The 23,213-nt window shown below is 47.9% G+C and carries 20 protein-coding genes and 4 pseudogenes; 2 read left to right on the top strand and 22 right to left on the bottom strand.

The features are described from left to right. Positions 1–214 precede the first annotated feature (214 nt). The 11 genes and pseudogenes from M655_RS09555 to M655_RS09505 all read right to left on the bottom strand — a co-directional run. Positions 215–406 (bottom strand): hypothetical protein, encoded by a 192-nt coding sequence (locus M655_RS09555; RefSeq protein WP_026557434.1) that lies wholly within the window; start codon positions 404–406, stop codon positions 215–217. Between the two features lie 1,051 nt (positions 407–1,457). Further along, positions 1,458–1,748 (bottom strand): CRISPR-associated endonuclease Cas2, encoded by a 291-nt coding sequence (cas2, locus tag M655_RS09550; RefSeq protein WP_025846424.1) that lies wholly within the window; start codon positions 1,746–1,748, stop codon positions 1,458–1,460. Next, a pseudogene (gene cas1c, locus M655_RS09545) lies at positions 1,630–2,727 on the bottom strand (type I-C CRISPR-associated endonuclease Cas1c). Before cas1c ends, cas2 begins: the two are co-directional and overlap by 119 nt. A gap of 235 nt (positions 2,728–2,962) precedes the next feature. After that, a pseudogene (locus M655_RS09540) lies at positions 2,963–3,055 on the bottom strand (helix-turn-helix transcriptional regulator); the annotation flags it as partial. Positions 3,056–3,068: 13 nt separating this feature from the next. Next, positions 3,069–4,202 (bottom strand): DUF6155 family protein, encoded by a 1,134-nt coding sequence (locus M655_RS09535; RefSeq protein ID WP_005829175.1) that lies wholly within the window; start codon positions 4,200–4,202, stop codon positions 3,069–3,071. Positions 4,203–4,486: 284 nt separating this feature from the next. Next, positions 4,487–5,235 (bottom strand): annotated as a pseudogene (locus tag M655_RS09530) (transposase); the annotation flags it as partial. Positions 5,236–5,683: 448 nt separating this feature from the next. After that, the gene (locus M655_RS09525; protein ID WP_005829177.1) at positions 5,684–7,405 is read right to left on the bottom strand and encodes a M56 family metallopeptidase; all 1,722 of its coding nucleotides are present in this window, start codon (positions 7,403–7,405) and stop codon (positions 5,684–5,686) included. 4 nt (positions 7,406–7,409) lie between these two features. After that, positions 7,410–8,522, bottom strand: a complete 1,113-nt coding sequence (locus M655_RS09520; RefSeq protein WP_026557436.1) for a LolA family protein — start codon at positions 8,520–8,522, stop codon at positions 7,410–7,412. Then, the gene (locus tag M655_RS09515; protein WP_026557437.1) at positions 8,519–9,991 is read right to left on the bottom strand and encodes a HAMP domain-containing sensor histidine kinase; all 1,473 of its coding nucleotides are present in this window, start codon (positions 9,989–9,991) and stop codon (positions 8,519–8,521) included. The genes M655_RS09520 and M655_RS09515 overlap by 4 nt, the downstream gene beginning before the upstream one ends. Further along, positions 9,988–10,689, bottom strand: coding sequence for a response regulator transcription factor (locus M655_RS09510; protein WP_005829184.1), 702 nt, complete (start codon positions 10,687–10,689; stop codon positions 9,988–9,990). The genes M655_RS09515 and M655_RS09510 overlap by 4 nt, the downstream gene beginning before the upstream one ends. Before the next feature lie 230 nt (positions 10,690–10,919). Beyond that, positions 10,920–11,309, bottom strand: a pseudogene (locus tag M655_RS09505) (P-loop NTPase family protein); the annotation flags it as partial. A gap of 87 nt (positions 11,310–11,396) precedes the next feature. Here M655_RS09505 and M655_RS09500 point away from each other — a divergent pair. Together M655_RS09500 and M655_RS09495 are read left to right on the top strand one after the other, a co-directional pair. After that, complete coding sequence (locus tag M655_RS09500; protein WP_242507477.1) at positions 11,397–11,990, top strand: site-specific integrase; 594 nt, start codon at positions 11,397–11,399, stop codon at positions 11,988–11,990. Positions 11,991–12,456: 466 nt separating this feature from the next. Beyond that, positions 12,457–12,840 carry a hypothetical protein gene (locus tag M655_RS09495; protein WP_026557438.1) on the top strand — a complete coding sequence of 128 codons (384 nt, stop codon included), beginning with the start codon at positions 12,457–12,459 and terminating at the stop codon, positions 12,838–12,840. Here M655_RS09495 and M655_RS09490 read toward each other — a convergent pair. The 11 genes from M655_RS09490 to M655_RS09440 all read right to left on the bottom strand — a co-directional run bounded on the left by M655_RS09490 (position 12,832) and on the right by M655_RS09440 (position 23,211). Beyond that, positions 12,832–14,808: a BbrUII/HgiDII family restriction enzyme gene (locus M655_RS09490; protein WP_026557439.1), complete on the bottom strand. Its 1,977-nt coding sequence runs from the start codon at positions 14,806–14,808 to the stop codon at positions 12,832–12,834. The genes M655_RS09495 and M655_RS09490 overlap by 9 nt on opposite strands. Further along, a complete protein-coding gene (locus tag M655_RS09485; protein WP_026557440.1) occupies positions 14,798–15,847 on the bottom strand; it encodes a DNA cytosine methyltransferase in 1,050 nt (349 codons plus the stop codon). Before M655_RS09485 ends, M655_RS09490 begins: the two co-directional genes overlap by 11 nt. Positions 15,848–16,034: 187 nt before the next feature. Then, positions 16,035–16,352: a hypothetical protein gene (locus tag M655_RS09480; protein WP_286085995.1), complete on the bottom strand. Its 318-nt coding sequence runs from the start codon at positions 16,350–16,352 to the stop codon at positions 16,035–16,037. Then, on the bottom strand, positions 16,349–17,209 hold the full coding sequence (locus tag M655_RS09475; protein ID WP_026557442.1) for an N-acetylmuramoyl-L-alanine amidase: 861 nt from the start codon (positions 17,207–17,209) through the stop codon (positions 16,349–16,351). Before M655_RS09475 ends, M655_RS09480 begins: the two co-directional genes overlap by 4 nt. Before the next feature lies 1 nt (position 17,210). Continuing rightward, entirely contained in the window at positions 17,211–17,675 is a 465-nt protein-coding gene (locus tag M655_RS09470; RefSeq protein ID WP_026557443.1) for a phage holin family protein, read from the bottom strand. A 96-nt stretch (positions 17,676–17,771) separates the two neighbouring features. Further along, on the bottom strand, positions 17,772–18,251 hold the full coding sequence (locus M655_RS09465) for a C40 family peptidase (protein WP_026557444.1): 480 nt from the start codon (positions 18,249–18,251) through the stop codon (positions 17,772–17,774). 12 nt (positions 18,252–18,263) lie between these two features. Continuing rightward, positions 18,264–18,941 carry a hypothetical protein gene (locus M655_RS09460; protein WP_026557445.1) on the bottom strand — a complete coding sequence of 226 codons (678 nt, stop codon included), beginning with the start codon at positions 18,939–18,941 and terminating at the stop codon, positions 18,264–18,266. A gap of 13 nt (positions 18,942–18,954) precedes the next feature. Further along, on the bottom strand, positions 18,955–20,355 hold the full coding sequence (locus M655_RS09455; RefSeq protein WP_026557446.1) for a hypothetical protein: 1,401 nt from the start codon (positions 20,353–20,355) through the stop codon (positions 18,955–18,957). A gap of 8 nt (positions 20,356–20,363) precedes the next feature. Beyond that, positions 20,364–21,884, bottom strand: coding sequence for a hypothetical protein (locus M655_RS09450; protein WP_026557447.1), 1,521 nt, complete (start codon positions 21,882–21,884; stop codon positions 20,364–20,366). Positions 21,885–21,898: 14 nt separating this feature from the next. Beyond that, positions 21,899–22,894, bottom strand: coding sequence for a hypothetical protein (locus tag M655_RS09445; protein WP_051353893.1), 996 nt, complete (start codon positions 22,892–22,894; stop codon positions 21,899–21,901). After that, positions 22,891–23,211 (bottom strand): hypothetical protein, encoded by a 321-nt coding sequence (locus tag M655_RS09440; protein ID WP_286085994.1) that lies wholly within the window; start codon positions 23,209–23,211, stop codon positions 22,891–22,893. The genes M655_RS09445 and M655_RS09440 overlap by 4 nt, the downstream gene beginning before the upstream one ends. Positions 23,212–23,213: the final 2 nt, after the last annotated feature.

The raw sequence follows: 23,213 nt of genomic DNA, 5'->3' as shown, positions 1-23,213 counted from the left end.
GGGGGGGTGTTTTTCTTTTGCTTCTAGGGGAAAAGAGCGTTTGAGTGAGGGAAAAGTCTTTTTACAGCGGTGAGGTTCATACACAAAACTTTTTACGCTCTCTCGCAGAACTGCTCGAACATAATCGTTTTTTCCGTTCAGCCTAATTTTTAGCGATAAAAGCCGTGATCTCTCCCGCCTCTTTGCCCGAATCCGACCTGTCCATCGATTCCTTTTACCCGCTCGGGCCAAAAAGGCCAAGTGCAATGCAAGCAAATCCAATCGCGGCAATGATGTTCATGCGCTTAAAAATGCGTTTGGCTTCATCCTTCTTCTGCTGGGCATCCTTTCGCATCCCTACGAACGCCATCACAATCGCAATGAAAACGGCAATGAACCCAATTGGCAATAACAGTACAAAAGACACGCTGTTTCCTCATTTCCTTATCGTTTACGGCGTCTTCTCATATCGCTGCCTGTGCCATTGTACCATGAACCTCCAAGGAGAGCCATTTTCAAAACCCTCCAAATATCAACGCCCCCAAACCGTTCAAGAATCTCGTTTACAATTTGGGTTGTTCCGACATTCTCTCTGTAAAAAATTGCTGCGTTATCTCGATATTGGACACGCGTGAAATTTTGAAAATGCTATACTCAGAGGTTAGGGAACGGTCTTGAGATGAGGAAGCCTTTGCGGGAGCATTGCGGACAGTATAGTTGAAGTCGCCGGCTCAAGGCCGATCCAATAAAGAATGGCGGTGAATGATGATGGGCGAATTTCTATGCAGAACGGGTCCGGGACCTCGTGAGGAGCACGCCGTCTGGTCGGACTGGCCGTCACTGGTCACCAGGTTCGGTGAATTTTTGCAACAGGAAGAGATGACGAAGCGCTATAGTGCGGAGCACCAGAGCGCCAGGGAAAAGCTGGCTGCCCTAGATGGAACGATGGCCTGCGGGTGTAGTTGAAATCGTCGAGGAACCAAGACCACGATCGGGGTGTGTCAATATGGCTCGTGAAGCAAAGGCCAGCGCAGCTATCTGCCGCTGAACGACTTCCTGACGCATTTGTTCCAACAACTCCCGCAGCTTTCAGATCCGCAAAAACCCAGAAGCGGGCACGGGGTCGACATTCATTGGTTAGCACCGGGATAGACGGTAGTCAAACCCTATCTACCCCAGCCTATTGAAGTTCCTGTGATCGCCAACTCCTGACCAGGAAGGCATTCTTCTTGTTTTTCGTATACTTGGCTCTTCATGAGATGTTTCCATTCACGCCTGCCTGCGACAGGCGACTGTACTACCTAGAAAGCCTTGTCCCGACTGGGGATTTCACGCGATTTCCGCGAACCTCGTTTGTACGGTCGTATAATACGCAGCGACGTATGCCCAAACTCCCCCAAATCCCAGCAACGGCAGGCATTTGCGAACCTCCCTGAAAATCGCTGTGAGCCTTGGGTTCGCAAATGCAAAATCCACTGCTAAATCATCAAAAACCCTTCCGGATCATACCCTTGTTTGGCACCGACGTGTTCGACCTTCCCCTTCCAATTAGCACCCAGCCGATAGAAGCGCAAGCTGTCTGTCTCCGGCTCTATCATCCTTTTCAGTTTGATATGCAATTCCTTCAGTTGCTGCGGATCAAGCAAACATTCAAACACCGAATTCTGCACTCGCTGGCCGTAATTTTCGCATGTTTTGGCAACCTGCCTCAACCGTCTTTGCCCGTCGGCAGAGGTTGTATTTACATCGTAAGTAATCAACACCATCATCCCACATCATCCTACTTCCAAAAAATGGCGGATAATCATCCAGATCGCCGCGCATGTATCTCGCCAACAGCATCGCTTGCGCGTAAGGAAGAAGTCCGACGGCTATCTTCTCCTCAAAAAATGGATGATAAATCTCGTCCCGCTTGCGCTGCTGCCACTCCGTCAAAACAAGCTTTCTGGCCTCATCGTTCAAAATAAACGCCCCAGACTCCTTCTCTACAAAGTCATCCTTGGTCACCTGTTTCCGGTTAATGAGCGTCAGCGCCGTTCTATCCGCCATATAGACCCGAAACTCCTCCATCAAGTCCAGCGCCAGACCGTTCCGCCCCGGGCGATCCCGATGCAAATATCAGGCTTGTGGATCAAGGCCGACCGTCTCCAGTGCATGCGTAACATCATTCGCGAGCAGCGTGTACAGAAAAGACAGGAGCGCATTCACGCGGTCCCGAGGAGGCCGTTTCACTCTGCCCCTAAACGCGAAGTCCTCTTTATTTGCCAAAATTTGCTCCGGCAACACTGAAAAGTAATGCCGCGCCGCCAGTCCTTCGATTCCCCTCAGTTCATCCAGCGACTTTGCCTTGACGACTTCCCGCATTTGTCGATCCAGCCACGTCACAACGGATTGACATTGCTCCGCTTGAATCCGTTCTGCGTAATCACGCAGCGTACGCTTAACGGATACTCTTGCATTGACAAGCTTGGAATAAACGAACCGTTTTGCCAGCAGCAGCGACTGCTCCTCCCTGTCACACCAGCGGTACTGCGTGCGCCGCAGATGAATATTGCCGGATACCTCTCCCGTCACCCGTGCCTTGAACCGGCCTGTGGGCGTCAGAAACACCAGTGAAATTCCGTTGTCCACACATAAGTTCATCGCTTCCGGACTGACGCCGACGTAACCGAAAATAACAATCGACTCTAACTGAATGCGCGGCACCTGCAATTCTTTGGCACCATCAGCGCGATGCCAGTCAACCATGCATCGCATGGCAAACGAGCCTATCATGCCCTCCCCTCCATGTAAAGCCGCCCACGTAACCATCTGCCTGTTAAAAACCCATTTACACAAAAAAATTTACATTCCCTCAATGTCTAGCACGGGTTATGGTGATGAATCAATATTATGTATGGCATCTCTTCCCCCCGCTCCCCCCAAAATAAAAAAACCCTCCCTTCCGACCATGGGAAGAAAAGGGAGGCTGGGTGGACTGGGTTCAAATCTCTAGTTCACCAAGTCGAACGAGTTCGACTACTGCCTGAGATCGACCTTTGACACCTAATTTTTGCATGACATTCGTGATGTGGTTTGAAGCACACAATCTATAACCATCTAATTGCCTCATGAATATACTGCATATTTTCGTGGAACCCCCAACCGATTCCTTCCGTTTTTTCAACGACAGCGGCGATTCTTTCCTCAAACTCCTCAAACAAATCGTATCCGTCGTCCGCGTTTATCCTGTCGATGACCGATGCAAACATCTTCAGAATACTTTCGTAAAATCGTGAATCTATATCGCCATAAGCATTGGTAAATTCCACACCCATTTCAACGTAAAAGAGCATTAATTCCAACGTATGGTTTGGGCTTTGGGTGATCTTTTCAAACTCATCAATTGCCTTTTTTGCATCTGCCAGCCTCAGTTTTGCGAATCCTCGGTCTGGAAAGAACTCATCTTTCACCTTTTTCTGATATACGGGAAGCAATGCCTCTATGGCTTCCTCCCCAATCAACTTTACGGTTAGAAATAGCTCGGCTTGTTTGCTCGATTTAAAGGTATCAACAAGCAATTCAATAAGTTCTTGCTGCGAAAGGGATTGCAGTTGTTTTTTCAGCTTTGCCGTCGTTAGCTTAATGGGTTTCTTCGATTCTTCAACTTTTATAAATTCTTTTGGATTTAGTTGCTTTTTCTTTTGCAGAAGCTGTTCATTTACTCCTTCAAGGTCAAAATGCTCGGGATCAAACCCCTTTTTCAACCAGGCAATCGTATCTTCATATTCAGGATGTGACTTCGTTGCTAAAATCTCCAAAATCCTTTGATACCCCAAGACACCGCCGCAATCCTCTGGCGGACAATGACGTTCACCTTCGAGACATACAGGATACTGCTTCTCAGGCTGGACAGGCAAGATTTTCTCAAGTATTAAATCATGTTGCCAATCATCGCCAAAGTCGTAGACATATAGCACCTGCTGCCCTTCTTTGGTGATATGGTCAACGATTTTTTCCCTTCGTGCATTCAGCTCTGGTGTGTTTCCTGGTGGAAATGTCGGATCTGGACGGGTAATCGTGAAAGACCCAAAATCAAACAGATAGAGATGATACTCTTCCCACCCCATGACAATCTGTAGCGTCTTATGCAATTGGTGAAAAGTGATTAAGCCATTCACTTGGAATCTTCTCCAGATTGTCGGGTATATATCTTTTAATGCCACTTTAAATTGATAGATCATTCGTTCTACTCCTTAGTAAAAAATAAGACGCTTTATGTTTTAACCCTATTATAGTTGATAGAAATCGTCAACAGACAACAGACAACAAACAAATCAATTTTCACTCTAACAGATAGTTATTGAATGAAAATTCAGTCATTAACGAAAAGGTTTGTACTTAGGGTTTGCTGAACGGTTTTCAAACTACAAAAATGTTTCCAAAACCAGGAATTCTATACGAAAGAAGGGGGGTTTAACCAGAAGGCAAAAAGATCCCGCAGCCTGCGCTCGAGGTTCATCACCAGGAGTTGCTTGCCGATCGCTCGACGAATCACCTTGCCGTTTGCACGACGCTGTTTGGCCACGGCCAGGTACTCCTTTCGCGCTTTATCCCGATAAGTCCGTGGTTTGCGGGCACGACCAATCTATGGAGCATGTAACGTGTCGATGATCTCCTCCAGTTTCTCACGCGCCTCATTCAGCAAGTTCAAATCGGTTGGGTACGCCACATCCGCCGGGGCACATGTGGCATCCAGCAACAAGACACCCTGGTTCGGATCTTCCTCGGATGTTGAGTGACGCTTGGTCGTACGTTTACCTTTGGATTTTCTACCGGATTTCGGTTCATCGTCACGGTCGGAATCTGGTGTCAATTTGGCGGCCTCGACCGCGATGATCTCGTTGATTTCGCGGAGAACTTGCGAAAATGCGTCATGAGCGACGGGTGGAACGGTGGATGATCCTGATAGCCTTCCAGCCCGATGAAGTATTGCAGATACGGGTTTTCGACAATCTGCTGGACCGTTTCCCGGTCCGACAGTTGCAAACGTTCCTGAATGATGAGTGCCCCGAGGGCGACACGGATGGAAACGGCCTTTTGTCCACGAAACGATTTGCGGAAGGACTTGGCATACTTTTTCTCTGCATGTGCCCACGGTACCAACCGAGCCAACTTGACCCAGCGATTTTCTTTACTCAACTTGCCGCCAAACGGCAAGAAAAAATCATCGGGGAGAAGCAGTTGATTTTCACGGTGAGAGAGAAATTCGTACATTCAGATCCGCTCCATGTGCAAGGAATTTGAAGGAAAATCGCCGATTTCCTTGCACATGATTTCGATGAAAACGAGGCAAAACCCTTGTGGCTACAGTATTTTTTATCTGTTCAGCAGCCCCTAATCAGGGCAGTGAATGTGACCATTCCGAGACCCAGCATACAGGAGGCGCTTTTTCTTTTCAAACCGCAAATTAATTCATTACAGGAATAGCTCCTTTTTCAGGATGGTTTTTAGTTGGACAGGCTGCCCAAACCAAAAAAAGGCGCACCACAACTAAACCCAAACCATTTTCGAAAAATGGATGAGTCCATTTGTCGCAACGCCCCAAATTAACGCAAGCGAATGGATACGGTCGCCCAATTCGCCTCCCGGCTATCATTCATGCGGATAAGTCACCCCGCCGTCGATATCGGATCATGGGTGCCGGCGGGGAATCGCCGACCGGTTAGCTGGGCAGCGATTCCTTGAATCGGTCCTTCAGCCAGCGCCTTCTCGCTTCGCGCCAATTTCCGCTGCGAGCGAGACTGTTGATCCGCCAATACAACGGCGGGTGGGCCATGAATTGAAATTCGAGAAATCTCCAGAGCCACGAATCCCGTTCCAGACTCGAAGCGCGGCCCGTCGACGAACGGCCGTCGGCCATGCGGTGCGCCATGGATTTCTCGAGATCGCGATCCAGGGCGGCCGCCAATTCCGTCAATCCTTGCCCCATCTGCGCAGTTCCCCCGGAAAGCCAGGTTGCGCCGGTAAAATCCGCTCTCACTTCCGTCCACTGAGCGATAAAGGAAAGATACATGGGGAAGACGAACGCGAAAACGTAAACCAACAGAAACATCGCGATTTTGAAATTTTCCGCGAGCCACTTCAGTTGATCGAAAAACAGATACGCCATGCCGGCCAGCAAGCCGATAAAAAGAAACCGCGCCAGCTGATTCGTCAACACATCGCGCTTGCGGATATGGGCCGCTTCGTGGGCCAATATCGCTTCGACGGACGGGGACGGCAATTGCAATGTAGCTGTCGTCAGCATAATCGCGCCGCGTCCGATATTCATCCCGACGGCAAAGCCGTTATAATCCGGCGAATCGACGGAAAACAGGCGGGTATGGGGAATGCCGGCTTTTCTGAAAATCGTTTGCGCCCGCTCAAAAATTTCCCCTTCCGTGATCGGTTCGGCATCCGTCGCAGCGATTAACACCCGATCCGAAACGTAAAAATTCAAACCCCACCATAACAAGACGAACAGGCCGACAGCCCATGCCGGCGCTTTAAGCCAAAGCAATATCGCCAAAAGTCCGGTATATGCGGAAACGCCTTTAACGGTTGAGGCATAATAACCTTTCCAAAACAACCGTTTCAGTACGGCAGGGTGCCACAAAGGCAGCACCTTTTTCTCTTTCCCGCCGGTTCTGTCCGAAGCGGAAGCGAAAGGAGCAAGGAGCCGGTGCCAATGAACGGCGTTATCCGGCGACAAGTAAATCGTTTCCCCGGGAAACGAAAGCTTCAGCACTTGTCCGAACGAACGGGTATAATCCTGATGTGAAGACATGAACGTAAAAAACGGATGCAGCCTGAGCAGGTCGGGAGACGACCAGACGCTTGCCTCTTTCAATTCCCGGAGCGGAAAATCCCTCGGCTGAAACCGGGACAGCACGACAAGATGTTCCTCCTCCGGAAGCCAATACAGGCGGACGGAATAAAAATTCGCCGCCCGTTCTATCGTCTGTATCGATACGGAAATCATCATAAAGACGATAAACACCTTCAATGCCGCATAGGTTTCAGGCGCCAGCCCAAAAAACAGCACCGCCCCCAGACTGACCAAGCCGGTCAACGCGACATCCGCCGCCAATCGCCTCGCATCTTTGCGCTGAACGATTTCGACCGCCCGGACTTCCTGCAGTTTTTGCCGGAGCGCCATTCGCATCTCCCGTTTGTTTCGATCAATCAACTCCGAAAAAGCGGCATATGCATGGGCGCCGATGGCCGTCAGCAGTATCGCCTGTCCAACCGGCAAGCGGACGAACAACCCGGTCAGCGCCGCTGCCGCCAACAAAATTTTCGCAGCGGTTGCGGCTTTTTTCGGCAGCCAGACCGAAACGACGTTCATGATGACGGCCAGCGCAACGACCGATATCATGACCAGATTATTGGGCAAAATGTTCATCCCTTCACCCCCTTTGAACAGGAATCATCGTATCCGCCAGCGCTTTGAACTCATCCAGCGACAAATTAGGATCGATAAACAGGACAGAGTAGCTCAGCCTCTGTTCCTGCCAAACGAGCGAACGGAAATCATTCATTTTCATCCATACCCCTGCTTGGCCGCGAATCTTGACAGGTTTCTCGCCGGGAAGGGCCGCGGATTGCTCTTCCCCTTCGGAATCTTCCTGAGACGGAAATACGGACATCGTGAAATAAGGAACCCCGTCCTTCCGGTAATCCAGATTCACCTCATTTCGTTTCAGCACGCCTTGCAATTCCGTCAATTCGATGCGGGAAATGGCGAGTCCGTCCTTTTCGGGAATATGGAGAAACGTTTTTCCAATGCTCTCAACCGCTTCCTCCATGGTGATTTCGCGGGTTGAATTCATTTCGTTCAAATCTTGAATTTCAACGTCTTCGGGAAGTTCAAGCGCAAACGTATCGGCCGGAATATCCGGATTCAGCTCCACTTTGGTGTATGTTGTTTCCGTTCGAATGTTGCCGGATGTCGAAACCGATTTTAAAACCATCCAATTTTCCTTGTCGATCCACAGTTCCTGATCCCCTAACAACGTGGTGCTGTCTTTCGCCTTGGCCATGACCCGGTACGTTGTTCGGTCGGCAATTTCTTCTTCCCCGCGGGCGGAAATCTCATGGGTTTGCTGAATCATTTGCAGCAGTTGCTCGACTTGCTTTTTCGGCGACGTTTGTCCGATTTGGAGCAGTTCCGGATCATCGCTGACCATCGCCTGCTTGAGCTCAGGCTGATAGATGATCAGCCGGGCGCCGTCATGGATGGTAACCGTCTTCGCGCTTCCGTCCTGAGCCTCCGCCTCGGTCCGCCTTTTGCCGTCCTTGCTCACCCATTCTTTCATGAGGATCAGCTCCGGCTCTTTTCCTGTCCCATCGGTAGTTTTCATTTCAACTTCGACGTAATGCGCGCTAGGTTCATGCGATCGATCCAGCGCATGTTGAAGAACTTGTTCCGGTAAAAAGTCCGGGTTGGACGAACAGCCGAAAAGTCCGACCATCATCAGCCCGATCAAGCCCAAACATCCTTTTCTCTTTATCTTTGTCATGTCCGTTCACCTTCTTCGTTCATTAAGGGCAGGCGGCAGATTACGCAGGTTCCGATATTCTCCTTGGAGTAAATCGCAACGTCGCCGCCATGCTTCTCCAAAATTCGCCTCGTAATGCTAAGTCCAAGGCCGGCCCCGCGGGCAGCTTGTTTTCCTCGAGCCGGATCTGCCTGATAAAGCGGATCAAACACGTGCGGAAGCTTGTCTGGCGCAATGCCCTCTCCTTCATTTTGAACGATAAAAAATACGCTGTCCGGCGTATCCAACCGGGTCTCTTCTTTCACGAAATTGAACAGCCACTCCATGGGGAGGCGATCCGACGAAGCGGCCGCAAGCCAGATCCGCATTCCCGTTTTCGTATGCCGCAGCGCATTGCTCATCAGATTGTTCGCGACGCGGATCATTTGATTCGGGTTCACCCGGACATTTCCACTCACATCGCTGCGAACGAGGAGCTGGATATGTTTTTCTTTGCACAACAGCTCATAATCGGAAACCAGCATGTCGAAAAATTCACCGCCGTCCACTTCCACCAGTTCGATCTCATAGGTAGGCGACTGCAGCAAGGTATGCATCAATAAATCGTCCAGCATCTGTTTCATGTGGTTGGCTTTCTCGACGATAATTCCGCGGTACTCTTCCCGCTCGCTCGCGGACAACTCCTGCTCCGAAGCCAGCGACTCGGCATAAGCGCAAATCGACATCAGCGGCGTTTTCAAGTCATGGGAAATGGCCGCAATCATGAATTCTTTTTCCCGCTGCTCTTGCGCGAGCTTTTTTCTTGCAGCCTCGATTTGCCTGCGCATTTTGTGAAAGTGTCCGGTTAATTGTCCGATCTCGTCTTTCCCCTCGGGCAATTCCTGGACGGTTTCCCCTTTGGCGAAAGCGGTCATTTGCTGCATCAAATGAGTCAATCTGCTGTTTAACTTGCGATTGACCCCCCTCACGACGGCCAAGTAGATCAGCGTAAACAAGCCTATAAAAACGCCGATCAAGAGCCAACCGCGCTGCGATACGCCCGAAACCCATTCGTCGCGGCTCAATTGGATGTCGAAAAACCCGACCAGTTCGGGGCCTGAAAAAACTGGCTGCTTGTAGCCGTATGCGCGGTAGCCTTGTTGCAGGGAATACAGATTTTCGTACAATTGTTTCCTGCCAAGTGAAAATTGCGGCGAAACGCGCAAACGATCCGAAGTGTAAAGCACAACACCGTCGCGATTATAGAGAACGATCGAAACCTGCGGTTGAATCAGCTTTTCAACTTGCGCACGTTCCGCGTTTATTTCATACCATTTCGGGTCGTCCAAAACGGAGATCAAGTATTGCAAATGAGCCTGTTTTTGCACGTATTCTTCCACATTCAAATCTTTATGATAGGCCTGAACCCAGACGAACAGGACATACGCGGCGGTCAAAGGGAGAATCATGACGATAAAATAGGACAGCAACAGCCACGTTTTGATTTTCATAGCGGTTCACCGATAAACCGGTAGCCTTTTCCCCACACGGTCTGGATAAACCGCGGATTTTTCACCGGGTCGGCAAGCTTTTCCCGAAGCGATTTAATGTGGACCGTGACGGTATGCAATCCTGCCGCGTCCGCTTGCTGCCAAACGTGCTGGTACAATTCTCTTTTGGAAAAGACCGTTTCGGGATGCTGCGCCAGCACGCTCAGCAAATCGAATTCTTTGGCCGTCAAAGCAATTTCGAAGCCGTCCAGTTCAGCCTTCTGCCGATCCCAATACAAGGTCAGGCCGCCCATGTATTCGGTTTCGTTCTCCGGCACCGGTTGCCCTTTGTAACGCCGCCACCGGCGAAGCAGCGACTCCACGCGGGCTTTAAGTTCCGCCAGGCTAAACGGTTTCGTCAAATAGTCGTCTGCGCCGAGATGAAGGCCCTTCACCTTGACTTCGTCTTCTTTGCGTGCGCTGATGATCAGGATCGGGACGTCGCTTTTCCAGCGAATATTTTTGCAAAGGTCAAAGCCGTCCATCTCCGGCAGCATCAGATCGACGAGCACAAGATCGTAAGATTGCTTTAAAAAATCTTCCCACCCTTCCAGACCGCTAGTCGACCACGTCACATGATAGTTTTCCCTCCTTAACGTATCGCGAACAACGCGGGCGATTTCCGGATCGTCTTCTACCAGCAGCAGGCTGCCCTTCATGAATGCTCCCTCCTGTGTCCCAATGTAACATATCAGGTTTTGATCATCGCAAATTATATACTTTCTTTATAATTAATCCGTATGTCCGAAATTTCCCTAACCGCGTAAAATGTATACAAGCGGCCTCCGTTTGATGTCGTGCGCGTTTTTAACACCATTATTTTTAATCCACCGCCGCCTTTTTCAGCAAGTTATGGGCAAACATCTGGCGGGAGGACTACTTTTCATTTTCAGGGCTTATACAAATTGCGACTGTAAACGCCGCCTAGCGCCAGTTGCTCCTCATGCTCCCCCTGTTCAGCGATTCCCCCTACGTCACCACTACGATCCAGTCAGCGTCCTTGATCATCGCCAAACGATGGGCAATGACCAGCATGATGTGACCCGCCGCGAGTTCGGCCAGCTACTGTTGGATCGACCACTCCGTCTTGATATTGAGCGTCGAGGTCGCTTCGTCCAGAATCAGAACCTGCGAGTTCTTCAAGAACATGCAGGCACGCCAGCCACTAGTTCTTCTCGCCGGACAGCTTCATCCCTCTCTCTCCGATTACCGTGTCCATGCCCTGCTCCTGCTCGCGGATGAACCCATCAAACCGGGCTCGTCTGGCCGCCTCCCATACAAAGCGGGGATCAACCTGGTCCTTTGCTATCACGTTAGGAACTGATCCAGAGACTGGCAAGCGTAAGCAGATCAGGCGAATCACTTCTTGTCTGTCGCTGAAAAGGACAAGTATTACATCGCTTTTGTACTCGCCATTTATACAGGGATGCGTCGCGGAGAGATCCTTGGTTTACGTTGGAAGGACATTGACTTTGACCAAGCGAAAATCAGCGTGCAGCAGACGCTTTACCGCCCGTCCAACCAGGGAATTATCTTTCAGGAGCCCAAAACAAAAAGCGCGAAGCGACGGATTGCTATTCCGCAATTTGTGCTCCAGGAGTTGAAGCGGCATAAAGCTCGACAGAACAAATTACGTTTCGAGTACGGTGAGGGCTATCAGGACCACGATCTGGTTGTCTGTTACGATGACGGGCGCCCACAAGACCCGCGAAACCTGCTCAGGCATTACGAGCGGATCACCAAGAAAAGCGGCCTGCCTCCCATCCGCTTCCACGATCTGCGCCATACGCATGCAACCATGTTGCTGCAGATGGGGGAGCATCCCAAGGTCGTATCAGAACGCCTGGGCCACAGCCGTGTGGGGATCACAATGGACGTGTACAGTCATGTCATGCCGGACATGCAAAAAGATGCGGCTGACAACTTCGAAAAAATGATGAAGCAGAAACGCTCAAAATGACTTTAGTCGAATAAAGGTTGTCAAAATGTTGTCAAGCGACAACGTGGAGGCACTATGTTGTCAGGGTGGATGGTCGAGGACATAAGAAAAACCCTTGATTACCAAGGGTTTCAGCATTCATTATATGGTGATCCGGACTGGGTTCGAACCAGCGACCCCCACCCTGTCAACAAGAAGTCCTGTATTTCCATCCTTTTCTAAATGGTGCAATATGCTTCCTCTTATGCGGATTCTTATCTAATATATCGCCTTAACACTTCATTACATTTCCGCCTTTTGCAAACAGTGCGTTTGCAGTTTTGTTTGCAATTATTCTCCTGTCGATAAATGGTGAGAACAAATGGTGTTTAGGGAATGCCTAATTTGATTAAAATATAGATATACTCGTTACAAGAAGGCATATTCTCTCAGACACTAAAATAAAGTGTATCATTCTGGTTACTCATCGTTACGGGGAGGGTTTAATATGAGAATCCTTATAGCAAGTCATCGTCCCGAAACAGGAAATGAGGAATTATATATTAAAATTGATGAGTCTGCGATGGAAGATCTCGGTATAAACACGAACATCAGTGCTTGGCTTGTAATAAATAAAAAAGATTTTCCATATCACTCATTCAATGGGCAAATGGAAAATCGAAAAAAATTCAGAACAAACCGTAGTCTTGGCTATCCAATTTTAACAGGGAAGCCTCCAAAGATTGATTTAAGTGCGGAATATTATATCAAATGTTACGCACCTGCTTGTGGTGGTCGACCAGTGATCGTTAGATGCGATGGCTTAACTTACGAGGAAAATGATAGCTGGATAGTCGACAATCATAACCTCATAGAAGTTAAATCAACTTAATAAATGACTCATGTCATTATCAATTTCTTGGATCAACCTAGATACTCTTCCAGCTTCCTTGTTGACTTCCAAGAAACTTTGATATGAATTATAGGAATCATCAATAAGTTGTTTGTACAACACCACCCTGGCGTTATAGGAAGCTAATGCTCGAGCAGACTCTTCTCTCTTTGATTCATTTGTCCAATCAGATAATTGTTTGCCGACTATACAGATAATCTCAATCGGTTCATATTCTTTACCAGTTTCAATTAGTACCTTTCTAAGAGCGTCACGATATTTAGTAACCTGCTCCATTAGTTTGAAAGTATTAGTTGTTACGCTAGCTCTTTTCAATTCAATAATTACATGTTTTCCAGAAACTTTTTTATATCTTATATCGTATCGCGCTTTTCGCTCTTCCTCAGAAAAATCAGCATTCACTTTTTCAAATTCCTTGGCAATTGACTGTTCCATATATGGTGTTTCGGTTGCACGATCCCATGATGGATCAAGTAGCCATAGGTGGGTATATAAATGTTCTTGCAACACTCTTTCAAGAGCATCATCATCAACTTTTTCTTGAAGTAACTCTATTACTTTTAATCTTTCATTTACAATTTGATGATACAAGGTTGCTTCAATATCATCAAAGTTATCAATTACCTTGGCTATCAGTTGAATGTTTTCAGGTGATATTTTGTCAAACTGCTCCAGATTCTCTTTATATCTAAAACTTTCAAAAGCCAACACGCTATGTTTGAACAAATCTTTCTTTGCATCAGGATCTAAAGTCAGTTGGTTAATTTTACCAAACAAAGATTCTGCTTTTTTTCTATGATCACTCCCAAGCTCACTAAACCAGTTTTTTATTGCTGGAATTTTTAATGCTTGATCCTTCCCCTCTTCGTTCCTAAGTTTTGTCCAGTGATTAGCGATATGTCTTAATTCTTTTTTCAGAAATTCTTTCAAATAGATGTACCTAGGGTCGTCTTCGATAATTCTCTGTCTGTTGCTAGTTGCAATATCGGCTTCCTCATCTAAATCCAAAAAGTCAGCATGAAGTTCTCCGATAAGATACTTAGTGTATAACCCACCTTCAGAAAAGTCTTCTAATATATCCTCCTGTGCCAATTTCCCCCGGACCATTACAACGATTTTATTTAAATTGTCATTCTCGTCCTTTAAGTCGCCTGAAAACTCCACTGCCCCAATCCATCCATGAACTTTATAAGGGGTCCCTTCTATCACTGTCGGTCTTTGATCATCACAAAAAGCAAGCTTTTCTCTACAATACTTTTTATAATCTACATCATGCTCTTCATCGGTATAAGTCCATAAGTGCTTTATTTTATGAAAATACTCTCTATCGGTGACCTCAATTGGAGAGTTATCAATATAAATTTGGAAATTGTACTCTGCACCAACAATACTAAACCTCCGAGCGAGTCTTTTCCGTAAAAAAGAAGCCGCGTTGCTAGTCCTCTTTTTCAAATCTGTAAGTATAATCAGCGTGCCATCTTTCTCTATTTGAATCTTATCTAACTCGATTTCATCAGGAAAATAAGTAGATTCACCCTCTTTAATTTTTTTCTCCAATGCGTCTGTTGAAATTTTAAAACCACTCTTTACACCATATTTGCAAGTATGAACCTCAATATTATGAGCAATCGAAAATAATGAAAGCTTGCCAATTCCCTTTCTGCCCATTACTTTGCGTTTAAATTTTGGTGTTATTGAGTTTCCGTGTTCTCTTTTTTGGTATCCAACATTAAGAAATTTTTGGTTAATGTCATCAACAGTCATCCCGGAGCCATTATCCTGGATGGTTATTTTATCATCAGCTATATGAATGTGTACTTCTTCTGCGTCTGCATCCCAAGCATTTGCAACTACTTCCGACAGAACAGCTGGTATATTACTGTATAAATTAATCCCCAAATGTTGAAGGACGTTAAGACTCATTGTCATTTCAAATTTATTGTCCACGATTTATCTCCTCCAAATGCTTTTGGATACTTATCCCTATTACTTCCCCAAGCTTCACTGGAACAGCATTACCAATATGTCTACCAAGAACATCAAAAGAAATAACTCGATTCGGGTCAGCAAAATCATAATCAATTGGAAAGGTTTGTAGAAGCGCCCCCTCTCTCAATGACAATGCTCTATCTTGTTCTGGATGACCAAAACGCCCGTTTCCGTAACCATAAAACTGGGTTGTTATTGTGGGGGAGGGTTTATCCCATTCCATTCTTGCATAAACCGATTTAAAAGATTTACCGGAATCTTTTCTATGGCAGGCTGCCAATAATTCCGGATCCCAATCCATCCACGTACCACCAGGTTTTGATTGTTTAATCCTTTTCTTATTGATCTCGGTAAATTTTCTTGCTCTATGAATAGTATCTTTTACAGAAACTTCCCCGTCTACTATTTTTTCTAAGTTCCCTATTACATCACGCACGGTTACGTAATTTTCTGGTGTATGAGTTGGGGGGATGATTTGGATATTCCCGAATTTTGATGCCAGTAGAACCAGCCTTCTTCTACTTTGAGGAATCCCATAATCAGGGCAGTATACACTTTTCCATGAAACGAAATAACCTAGTTCCTCTAACGTCTTGACAAAATCCGAAAAGATTTGTTTCGACTGTAGTTGAGGCACATTTTCCATAGATATGATCTCGGGCATGCTCTCCTTAATAATCCTTGAGAATGAGTAGAGTAACCCCCATTTCTCATCTTCTGTTCGATTTTTTAATTTATTAGTATAGTTTGAGAAAGGTTGGCACGGAGCGCAACCCAAAAGTACTCTTATGTCATCTGGTGGATACATTGCATTTATTTCTTCTCCAGAAACTTCATTTATGTTCTTGTTAATAAAAATCGAGTTGTTATTTTTCTCATACGCAAATCTACAGGTTTCGTCAATATCAATACCTGCAATTACTCTTATTCCCGATCTAATTGCACCATGTGTCAATCCACCGATTCCACAGAATAAATCTATTGCTGAAATGCTCACTTTTTTCACCACAATTCTAGAAATACTTACTAAATTCGATCTCGTATAATGAGATAATAACTTAAGAATAATATCATGAATAGGGTATTTTATTGATATCTAAGAGATTAGTCAAGCATTTTTTACATTTCGGGAAACCAACAACCCTCCGATGGATTGCTCCACCAGAGGGCCCATGTTACTCAATTCATTCGCTATTCAGCTTTTTCATTCGGGTACGCAAATACCGATACATCCAAGTCACCAACCACGCCCACGCTATCTTCCCGCCGAAAAGTTTGAACCCATACTGTATGCGAACAGGCAGATATTCGTATCGATCGATGAGCTCTTGTTCCTTGGTCAGCACGTACAACTCGAATCCAGGATAGAGGCTCTCGATTTGAGCAATAAACCCGAAGATGCGCGGGAAAAGATCGGCTGCCATAAAGAGCAAAATAAATAGGAGCAAAGCGATCAGCGCGCCCCACTCCTGAACAAACCCTATCACTTGATCAAACATCATTTGCAAACACATCCTTTCGACAGTTTTACTGTTTTGGTCGTTCCATCCCATTCGACTTGCAGGCCGAGCGCTGCGGCCAACTCCCGGGCCGGGGCGTAGGATACGCCGACCTCGATGGTCTCCGTCAAGTCGTGGCCGTTGACCGTCACCTGTTTGGTGGCAGGATCGTACACCGGTGTCATCCCCAACGCTTCTGCAACCGCTCTGACTGGGAGCATGGAAACCTCATCCTTAAGGTAGCCATCGGCTTTCAAGTGAACGCCGTTGATCTCAATGAAAACCTTGTCCACAGGCTTTGGGGTTGGCTGTGGATTTGATGTGAGTAACTTCTGCACATCTGCTTTAAATTTGCCCCACGCCTGCGCCGCTGTCAGGCAGGTAAATCGGCGGGCGAAGTCGTCAGAAACAAAATAGGCTGGGCAGTTTTTTCCTGTGATGTCGAAATGCCTCCACAGGCGATCCACTCCCCAGCAATACCGCTTCAGGATGTCGGCTGCCAGCTCCACCGTTCGCTGGTACATCGCTTTGAAGTCGCCATCCGAGTTGACACACATCTCGATCCCAATCGTGCAGTTGTTCGGATAGCTACTCAACTGCTTCAGGGCATCGGGCTTGTACGATTTCGCACCGACGTGGTAGCCCATCTCTGTTTCTGGAAGGCAGCGTACAATTTGCTTGTCATCAACAATATAGTGGGCGCTGGCTTCGGTAGTAGGTTTGTTGAAGTAGTTGCGGTTGGCCACGGCGTTGGCTCCTTTTCCTTCGTTGGCCGTCCAGTGAATAACAAGGCCCCGGGGTGTGATTCTGGTCCCGGGGCGCGCATTTCTATTGGTCAAAAGCATATCCGTAATTTGCATGTTACTTCCCTTCCTTCTGCTTAATTGCACGTTCAGACTTGGCTTTGATCTCAGTAGCCACCATATTGACAATAGCCTTTGGTACCGGCCATCCTGCTCGATGAGCATTTGCCGTCAGGCTGTTCCATGTATGATAAATTAGCCCAAATGTGACACCGTAAAAGAGGAACCCAGGCGTCGCCATGACCCGATCAAGCAAATTGGCGACCGCTGGAAGGGTCAAGAGAAACAATGTCCGAGGAATTCGACTCAGCCCATACTCGGATGAATAGGTTTTGTCCTTTTTCTTTGCTGCTTGGATACCAGTGATCCAATCCAATGCGATACATAGCAAAAGCACAACCATGATATCTGTTCGGCCAGTGCCGTAAAAATATTGAAAAATAGGTGCCAGCACCGCCCCAATAGCAGCCGCGATGCCGTTTGATGGGGTCGCTACATTCTCTAGGCTCTGGATAAATTTCATGTATTCATCTTCCTCCTCACCCCCTCGGGGCAAAAAAATAAAGCTCCGATCGGTTCGGGGCAGGCTATCAGTCGTGATGAAGAGGGGCAGCTACCCCTATGCAACCTTGGAAAGTTTCTCTGATGAAGCCAGTAGTCCAGGCGGCAGAAAATTTTTTGGTCTCTCTGAAAGAAGCTCAATACACGCTGTCTGATACATCTTGTAAGCCGACTCGCAGCAATTCATCTTGTTTGCGGCATCCATGACATGAATTCTGCCTTGTGAAAGAATAAACAAGCCATTGCTGAGCGATTGCATCAGGTCATAAGGCGTCCGCAAATGCTCATTGATAAATTGCTGCATCCGCTGTTTTTGCAAATCAGATAAGGTCTCTTTGAGACGGAAAACATCATATTCGTCTGGCCGGTATTCCATATGACGAATCTGAAAAGGATATCGCCAATCGGTCTCCGCGAGGTGGAGCTCGTCCAAGACGATTGCAACATGAGAATAAGGGGAGTCGGTGACCCCCCTGATGATCTTTCCTATCCATGAATCCCCCTTGTAAAAAAGGAGATCGAAGCGTTGAAGTTTCACACGCCCCGCCCCCTACCAGGTGCCAGTTACAGCCATCTTTGCGTTGTAATAATCCTGGCGGTTTTGCTGTGTCTTTTCAAACTGCTGATGGAAGTATTGATAGCGCCAATCTGTGATATCGTCGATCGGCATGTCGTTCAGGTTGATGGTCGTGAGCATCGCGTCCAGATATTGCTGTTCTTCGGTGGAAAGCTTGCTGCGATCGATCGCCTTGCCCAGCAATTTAAAAAGCACCACCAGACCGAATTCAACGGCTGACAGTGCTTTCGGGACTTCTTCTTTCGCTGGTGAGTAATCTTTGAACAGGACCAGCGTCACCAACTCCTGCTCTTCGGCTGAGAGAGATGTATAAGTGGTTGCGGTGATTTCACCGGCAGCAATCCTATCCCTGATGTCCTGTTCTCTTTTCGCTTGCGCCACATCCACTTTTGTTTCCAATTGGAGCAATTTAAGCTGTTCTTCCGCTGGCAGAAACACCGAAAAGTCTGGGTTTGGTACAAGCGCCCCGTCCTCGCACTTATATTTTCCGCTTTCGAAGTCTACCGGAAGCGTCCCATCAAACGGGATAACTTCCACGGCGTTGGCGTCTGCTACGATAACGTCGTCCAGGACTAGCCCAACTGGCGTTAAATCTGCCTTCTCGCTTACAAAAAGGACTGCACTATCTTCTTTTCGTGCAATGATATACATGCGTTTTACCCCCTTAGTCTATTAAGTAATCAGGTATGAGCAGTTCGGTATCAGATATAGCTACCCCCAGCTTATACCCGGCTACTGTGTTTATCTGTCCGGTTTGTGCGTCTGCGCCGTAGCGTCGGCCTACTTCCAGATTTGACAGACCTTTAACTCGTCCTTTCAATACGACGCTTCCTTGAGCGTTCTCCAGGTAGCCCAGTAGCTTTCCTGTTCGATACCCATATTTACCCATGACGGCGTTACCGCCTGCAGGAATCAGAATGTACCGTTGGTTATCGACGTTTGCACCATCCATGAGAAGCAAATCCACCCATTGGTAACTCTCGATCGCTCCGACATTAGTGCCGTTTGGCGTATCGACGGTAAACGAATCCAGCCCAAGAGAAATCGTCGTTACATACATAGTCGCACCGTTCGTTCCATTCTGCCAGGCGCAGACGGCCTTCCCTTGTTCGGCCAGCGTGATAAGGTCATGGTGCATAAAGGTTACGCTAGTCGAAAAGGTGGTCGTATCCTGGACGATGGATACGGTACTGCCTGTAATCTTGAACAGGAAAGCCGAAGCTGAGTTCGCGCTATTCGTGATTACGACCAGTACCCGGTCGGTCGCCGTTTTCGTAGCCGCGCAGCGACCCAGGCCCGTCGTCGATTTCAGAAAATCGGCCCCCTGCGTGAACGTCCGGGCTGCGGCGTTTACGGTAAACACCTTAAAGCGGTATGCGTTGTTATCGTAGTAGGAAATAAATACTCTGGTAGCGTCTAGCTGGACCAGGGCCGTATAGGACGTCGCTGTACTCGTCGAATGGGTAATAGGTGTACCGGCGGTAATGGTTACGCCTGTTACGGTGAAAAGTTGGGCGATTCCATTCCCGTTGGTCCCCGTGTATGCCGCCATAACCGTATTGCTGTCGATCGCAATTATGGAATGAGTCCCCCAGCCCTGGCCTGCGGAAATGCCTACCCCCGTACCTACGGTAATCGTGTTATCCGCGTTTACTTGGAGGATAATAAGCATCGTGCTTAGTAACAGGGCGGCTTTTCCGTTTCCCATATCGGCCATGTGTTGGACGGCGTAGGCGGCTCCCGACCCCGAAGTAATCAGTACGGGCGTCGTCGCTACGAAGTTTTCGTTAGCGTCGATGGTTACGACTGAAGCGTAGACGTAATACGTACTGCTTACCTGGTTCCAGACGTACAAGATACGGTTATCGTCTACTTTGAGCGCGCGCGGATAGTACAGCGTGTTTCCGCTGCTGCTAGATACCAGGCGTTTTTGCGAGTTGTACTGTGGTCCAATTGCTCGCAGCGGTAAGTTTGTAATTTCTCCGGTGTCCAGCAACTGAACGGCGCGACCTGGAGTCGCTGTACCTCGTATGGGGTAAATCCGTTTAATGTTTTCCCCTGCCATATTGTCACCTACCTTTCCCAGAAGGCTTTCTTAATAAGTAATTCCGTAGCGCTGATCGCTACGCCAAGCTTGGTAGCGCTTGCTGTTGTGGATAGATTGCCATTTGCATCTGCATAATAGGTTCGATTTGGCAGTAATCCGGTTAGGCCTTTTACGAATCCCCGAAGTAGAACTTTTACAGGCTGCCCAGGAGCTGCCGCTGTCATTGCTACGCCCACGACGTTCGTAATTCGGTGTACAAGCCCTTTAATCTTGTAAGAATCGGCGCTGTCGCCGAAAAGGACAATATGCCCGCTACCGGATTTTGCCGCGGCTACTGTACTGGTATCCGAAGCTCCCAAAACTACTGGGGCATCTGCCGCCAGCGTTCCGTCGCTTTTTACGTTGAAACCGTATGCTTTGATTTGGCCTCCGGTTCCAGTTGCACATAAGACCGCCAAACGAGTGGATGTATATGGGACGATTCGGATGCCGTACCCAGGGTCGCCAGTAAACTGCTGCCCATTAAGTACAACGGTAATGCTGGTCGCTTTTCCCGTACTATCTCGATTTACTGTAACGACATGCCCCGTCAGCCCGTTACCTCCGTACATGCTCCCCGACATAATTACCAGTGTCGAATCGTCTACTGGATGCAGGTCGAACGACATTCGGTTAAGCGCAGCGGATAATAGGTCTTTCTGTACAGTGTTTATAATCTTGTTCTGGGACCAGTCGATTTGCCCGATCAGCAGGCGGAAAGTCTCCCCGACACCGTTTACGTTCCAAGACCCCAGCAGCGCGAAGTCGGTACTATTCAACTTGTAAAGTCCAGACTGGGTAGTTCCTTGTTCGCTGGAGAATGTACCAGGGCTTCCCCAGGTAAAGCTTGTGTCGGTCATTAGCAGAGTGCCGTAATAGCCAAATGAATACGTCCCGCCCGTCGAAGTCCAAATGAATAAGCCGTTACCCATATGCAGCAGAGCTACAGGGTCAGCCTGGTTGTTCGATTGGGCAGGAGAATCACTAGTACGACCCGTCGTAATCGTCGTCCCATTGATAAGGATCTCTACTGCCCGGATAACTCCCGACCCGCCGTTATACATAATCAGACCCTGCGTAGGGGAAAGAAGGTCTATTGCGTACCTGTAGGACGAAGCTGCCGTCACAAATGGCGTACCCAGGGTAAGGACGCCGTTTACCTCTTGTAAGACAACCAAAGTTACTTTACCTACGCCCGCAGTAGCGTCATAAAAGGACATAAGCCACTTATTCGGGCTGATCTCCTTTAATCTGATCTGCCCATTGTCTCTCCCCGTCTGCGCTGGTGTTTGACCAATAAGTACAGCTAGTGGCGTAACGATACCATTTCCGGATATGACGGAATCCCTTACTTGAGACCCGTTTACCAGATCTACTAGCGTCCCGTAATTGATCGGGCCGGAATTGGCTGCGACCGTATAGTTAAACGTCACTTCGTCGGCTTTTTCGGCGTTCACTTTGCCTCCTGCACCAATGCCATGCGCTCCCAAGACTTGCATTACATCCATGCTCTCATCCCTCCCTATGCAACGCCGGTGACGTCTCCATCTGCGTCATATGTGATCGTCCATATTTTCGTTTCAGCGACCGTCGTCCCATCCGCCTTGTAATACGTCCAGGTGTCCGTTTGATAGTTGCCATTTGCGTCAGGATTTGAGAGGACAGAGCGCATGAACAGGCTGTTATCAGACTCCCGCTTATAGTCAACCTGTGTGAATTTGCCGTTAGCGTCCTTCCCGCTCTTTGTGATCTTCAGCCGGGCGAGTTGATCCGCCACCAGTTTGCCGTTGGCATCGCGGGTAGGAATCTGATTTGCGCCTGTTCCTACCGATTTCCCATCGACTGTGGCAGCGTCGCCAGTGATACTGAACGCCCCCTTGCCGGTGCCATCCAGTCGAGGAACCTTATTGGCTCCGCTTGCTGCGACTTCCGTCTGAAGAACAATATCGCTCGTGGCTTTTCCTCCAATCGTTGCAGCATCTCCAGTGATGCTAAAGGCACCCTTTCCTTGCGCATCCAGCCGAGGGATTTTGTTCGCCCCATTTGCTGCCACTTCCGTTTGTTTAACAAAACTATCTTTAGACACGATGTTTCTGTTGTCAGTTGAAGTTATGACTGTAATAGCATCGGTGGCATAGTACCAAAGCCTACATTTAGCATCTGCAGTTGCCTGGCTTGTCGTTTTTTTCACCGAACCATCCGAGTCCAGATAAATATATTGGCCCTGAGTAGGGTTCAATTGAATGCTACCTGCAGCAACATCAAATTTGACCCCGTTGACATAAGCAGACCCAGCAGTATAGTTGGCCGTTAACCCATTGGTCGTGAAATTCAGTCCCGAAATCACGGAACTTCCCAGAATATTTTGAGCCAACCCTTCGACTAGCTGATGAGCTTTTTCGATTCCTGATTCCATGTTATTTGCCCGGGTGGCCGTAAACTTGGTCCCTTGTTGAACGATTTCTCCGGTACCGGGATCTACAATATGATCGACCCAAGTGTTTTTTTGGTAGCTCATGTAGTGCTCACCTCAACTTTGACCTCAAATTCAAAGGCAATCAGCAGTCCGCTGTCGCCCTTTGTGATGCTTAATGGCTTTACTGCCAATGCATTGCCGCTGCTGTCAACCAATGATGCAGCTTGAATCTGTCCTTGAGATTGCACATCGTCCAAATAGATATATTTGGTGACCTTCATGCCGCTGATGCTTGTTTTAAAGATTGGATAGGTCTTCAGTTGACCATCGACATTGATCAGCGCATTCGCAACATGATTGCTAAGATCGTCTCGCAGAAGCTCCAACAGCCGATTTTGAACAATTGCCAATGCTCTCACCC

It is taken from the genome of Brevibacillus sp. NSP2.1, from assembly GCF_000470975.2.
Lineage (GTDB): Bacteria > Bacillota > Bacilli > Brevibacillales > Brevibacillaceae > Brevibacillus > Brevibacillus agri.
Note: the sequence above shows the minus strand (reverse complement) of the source record. Positions and strands in the feature narration are given on the sequence as shown.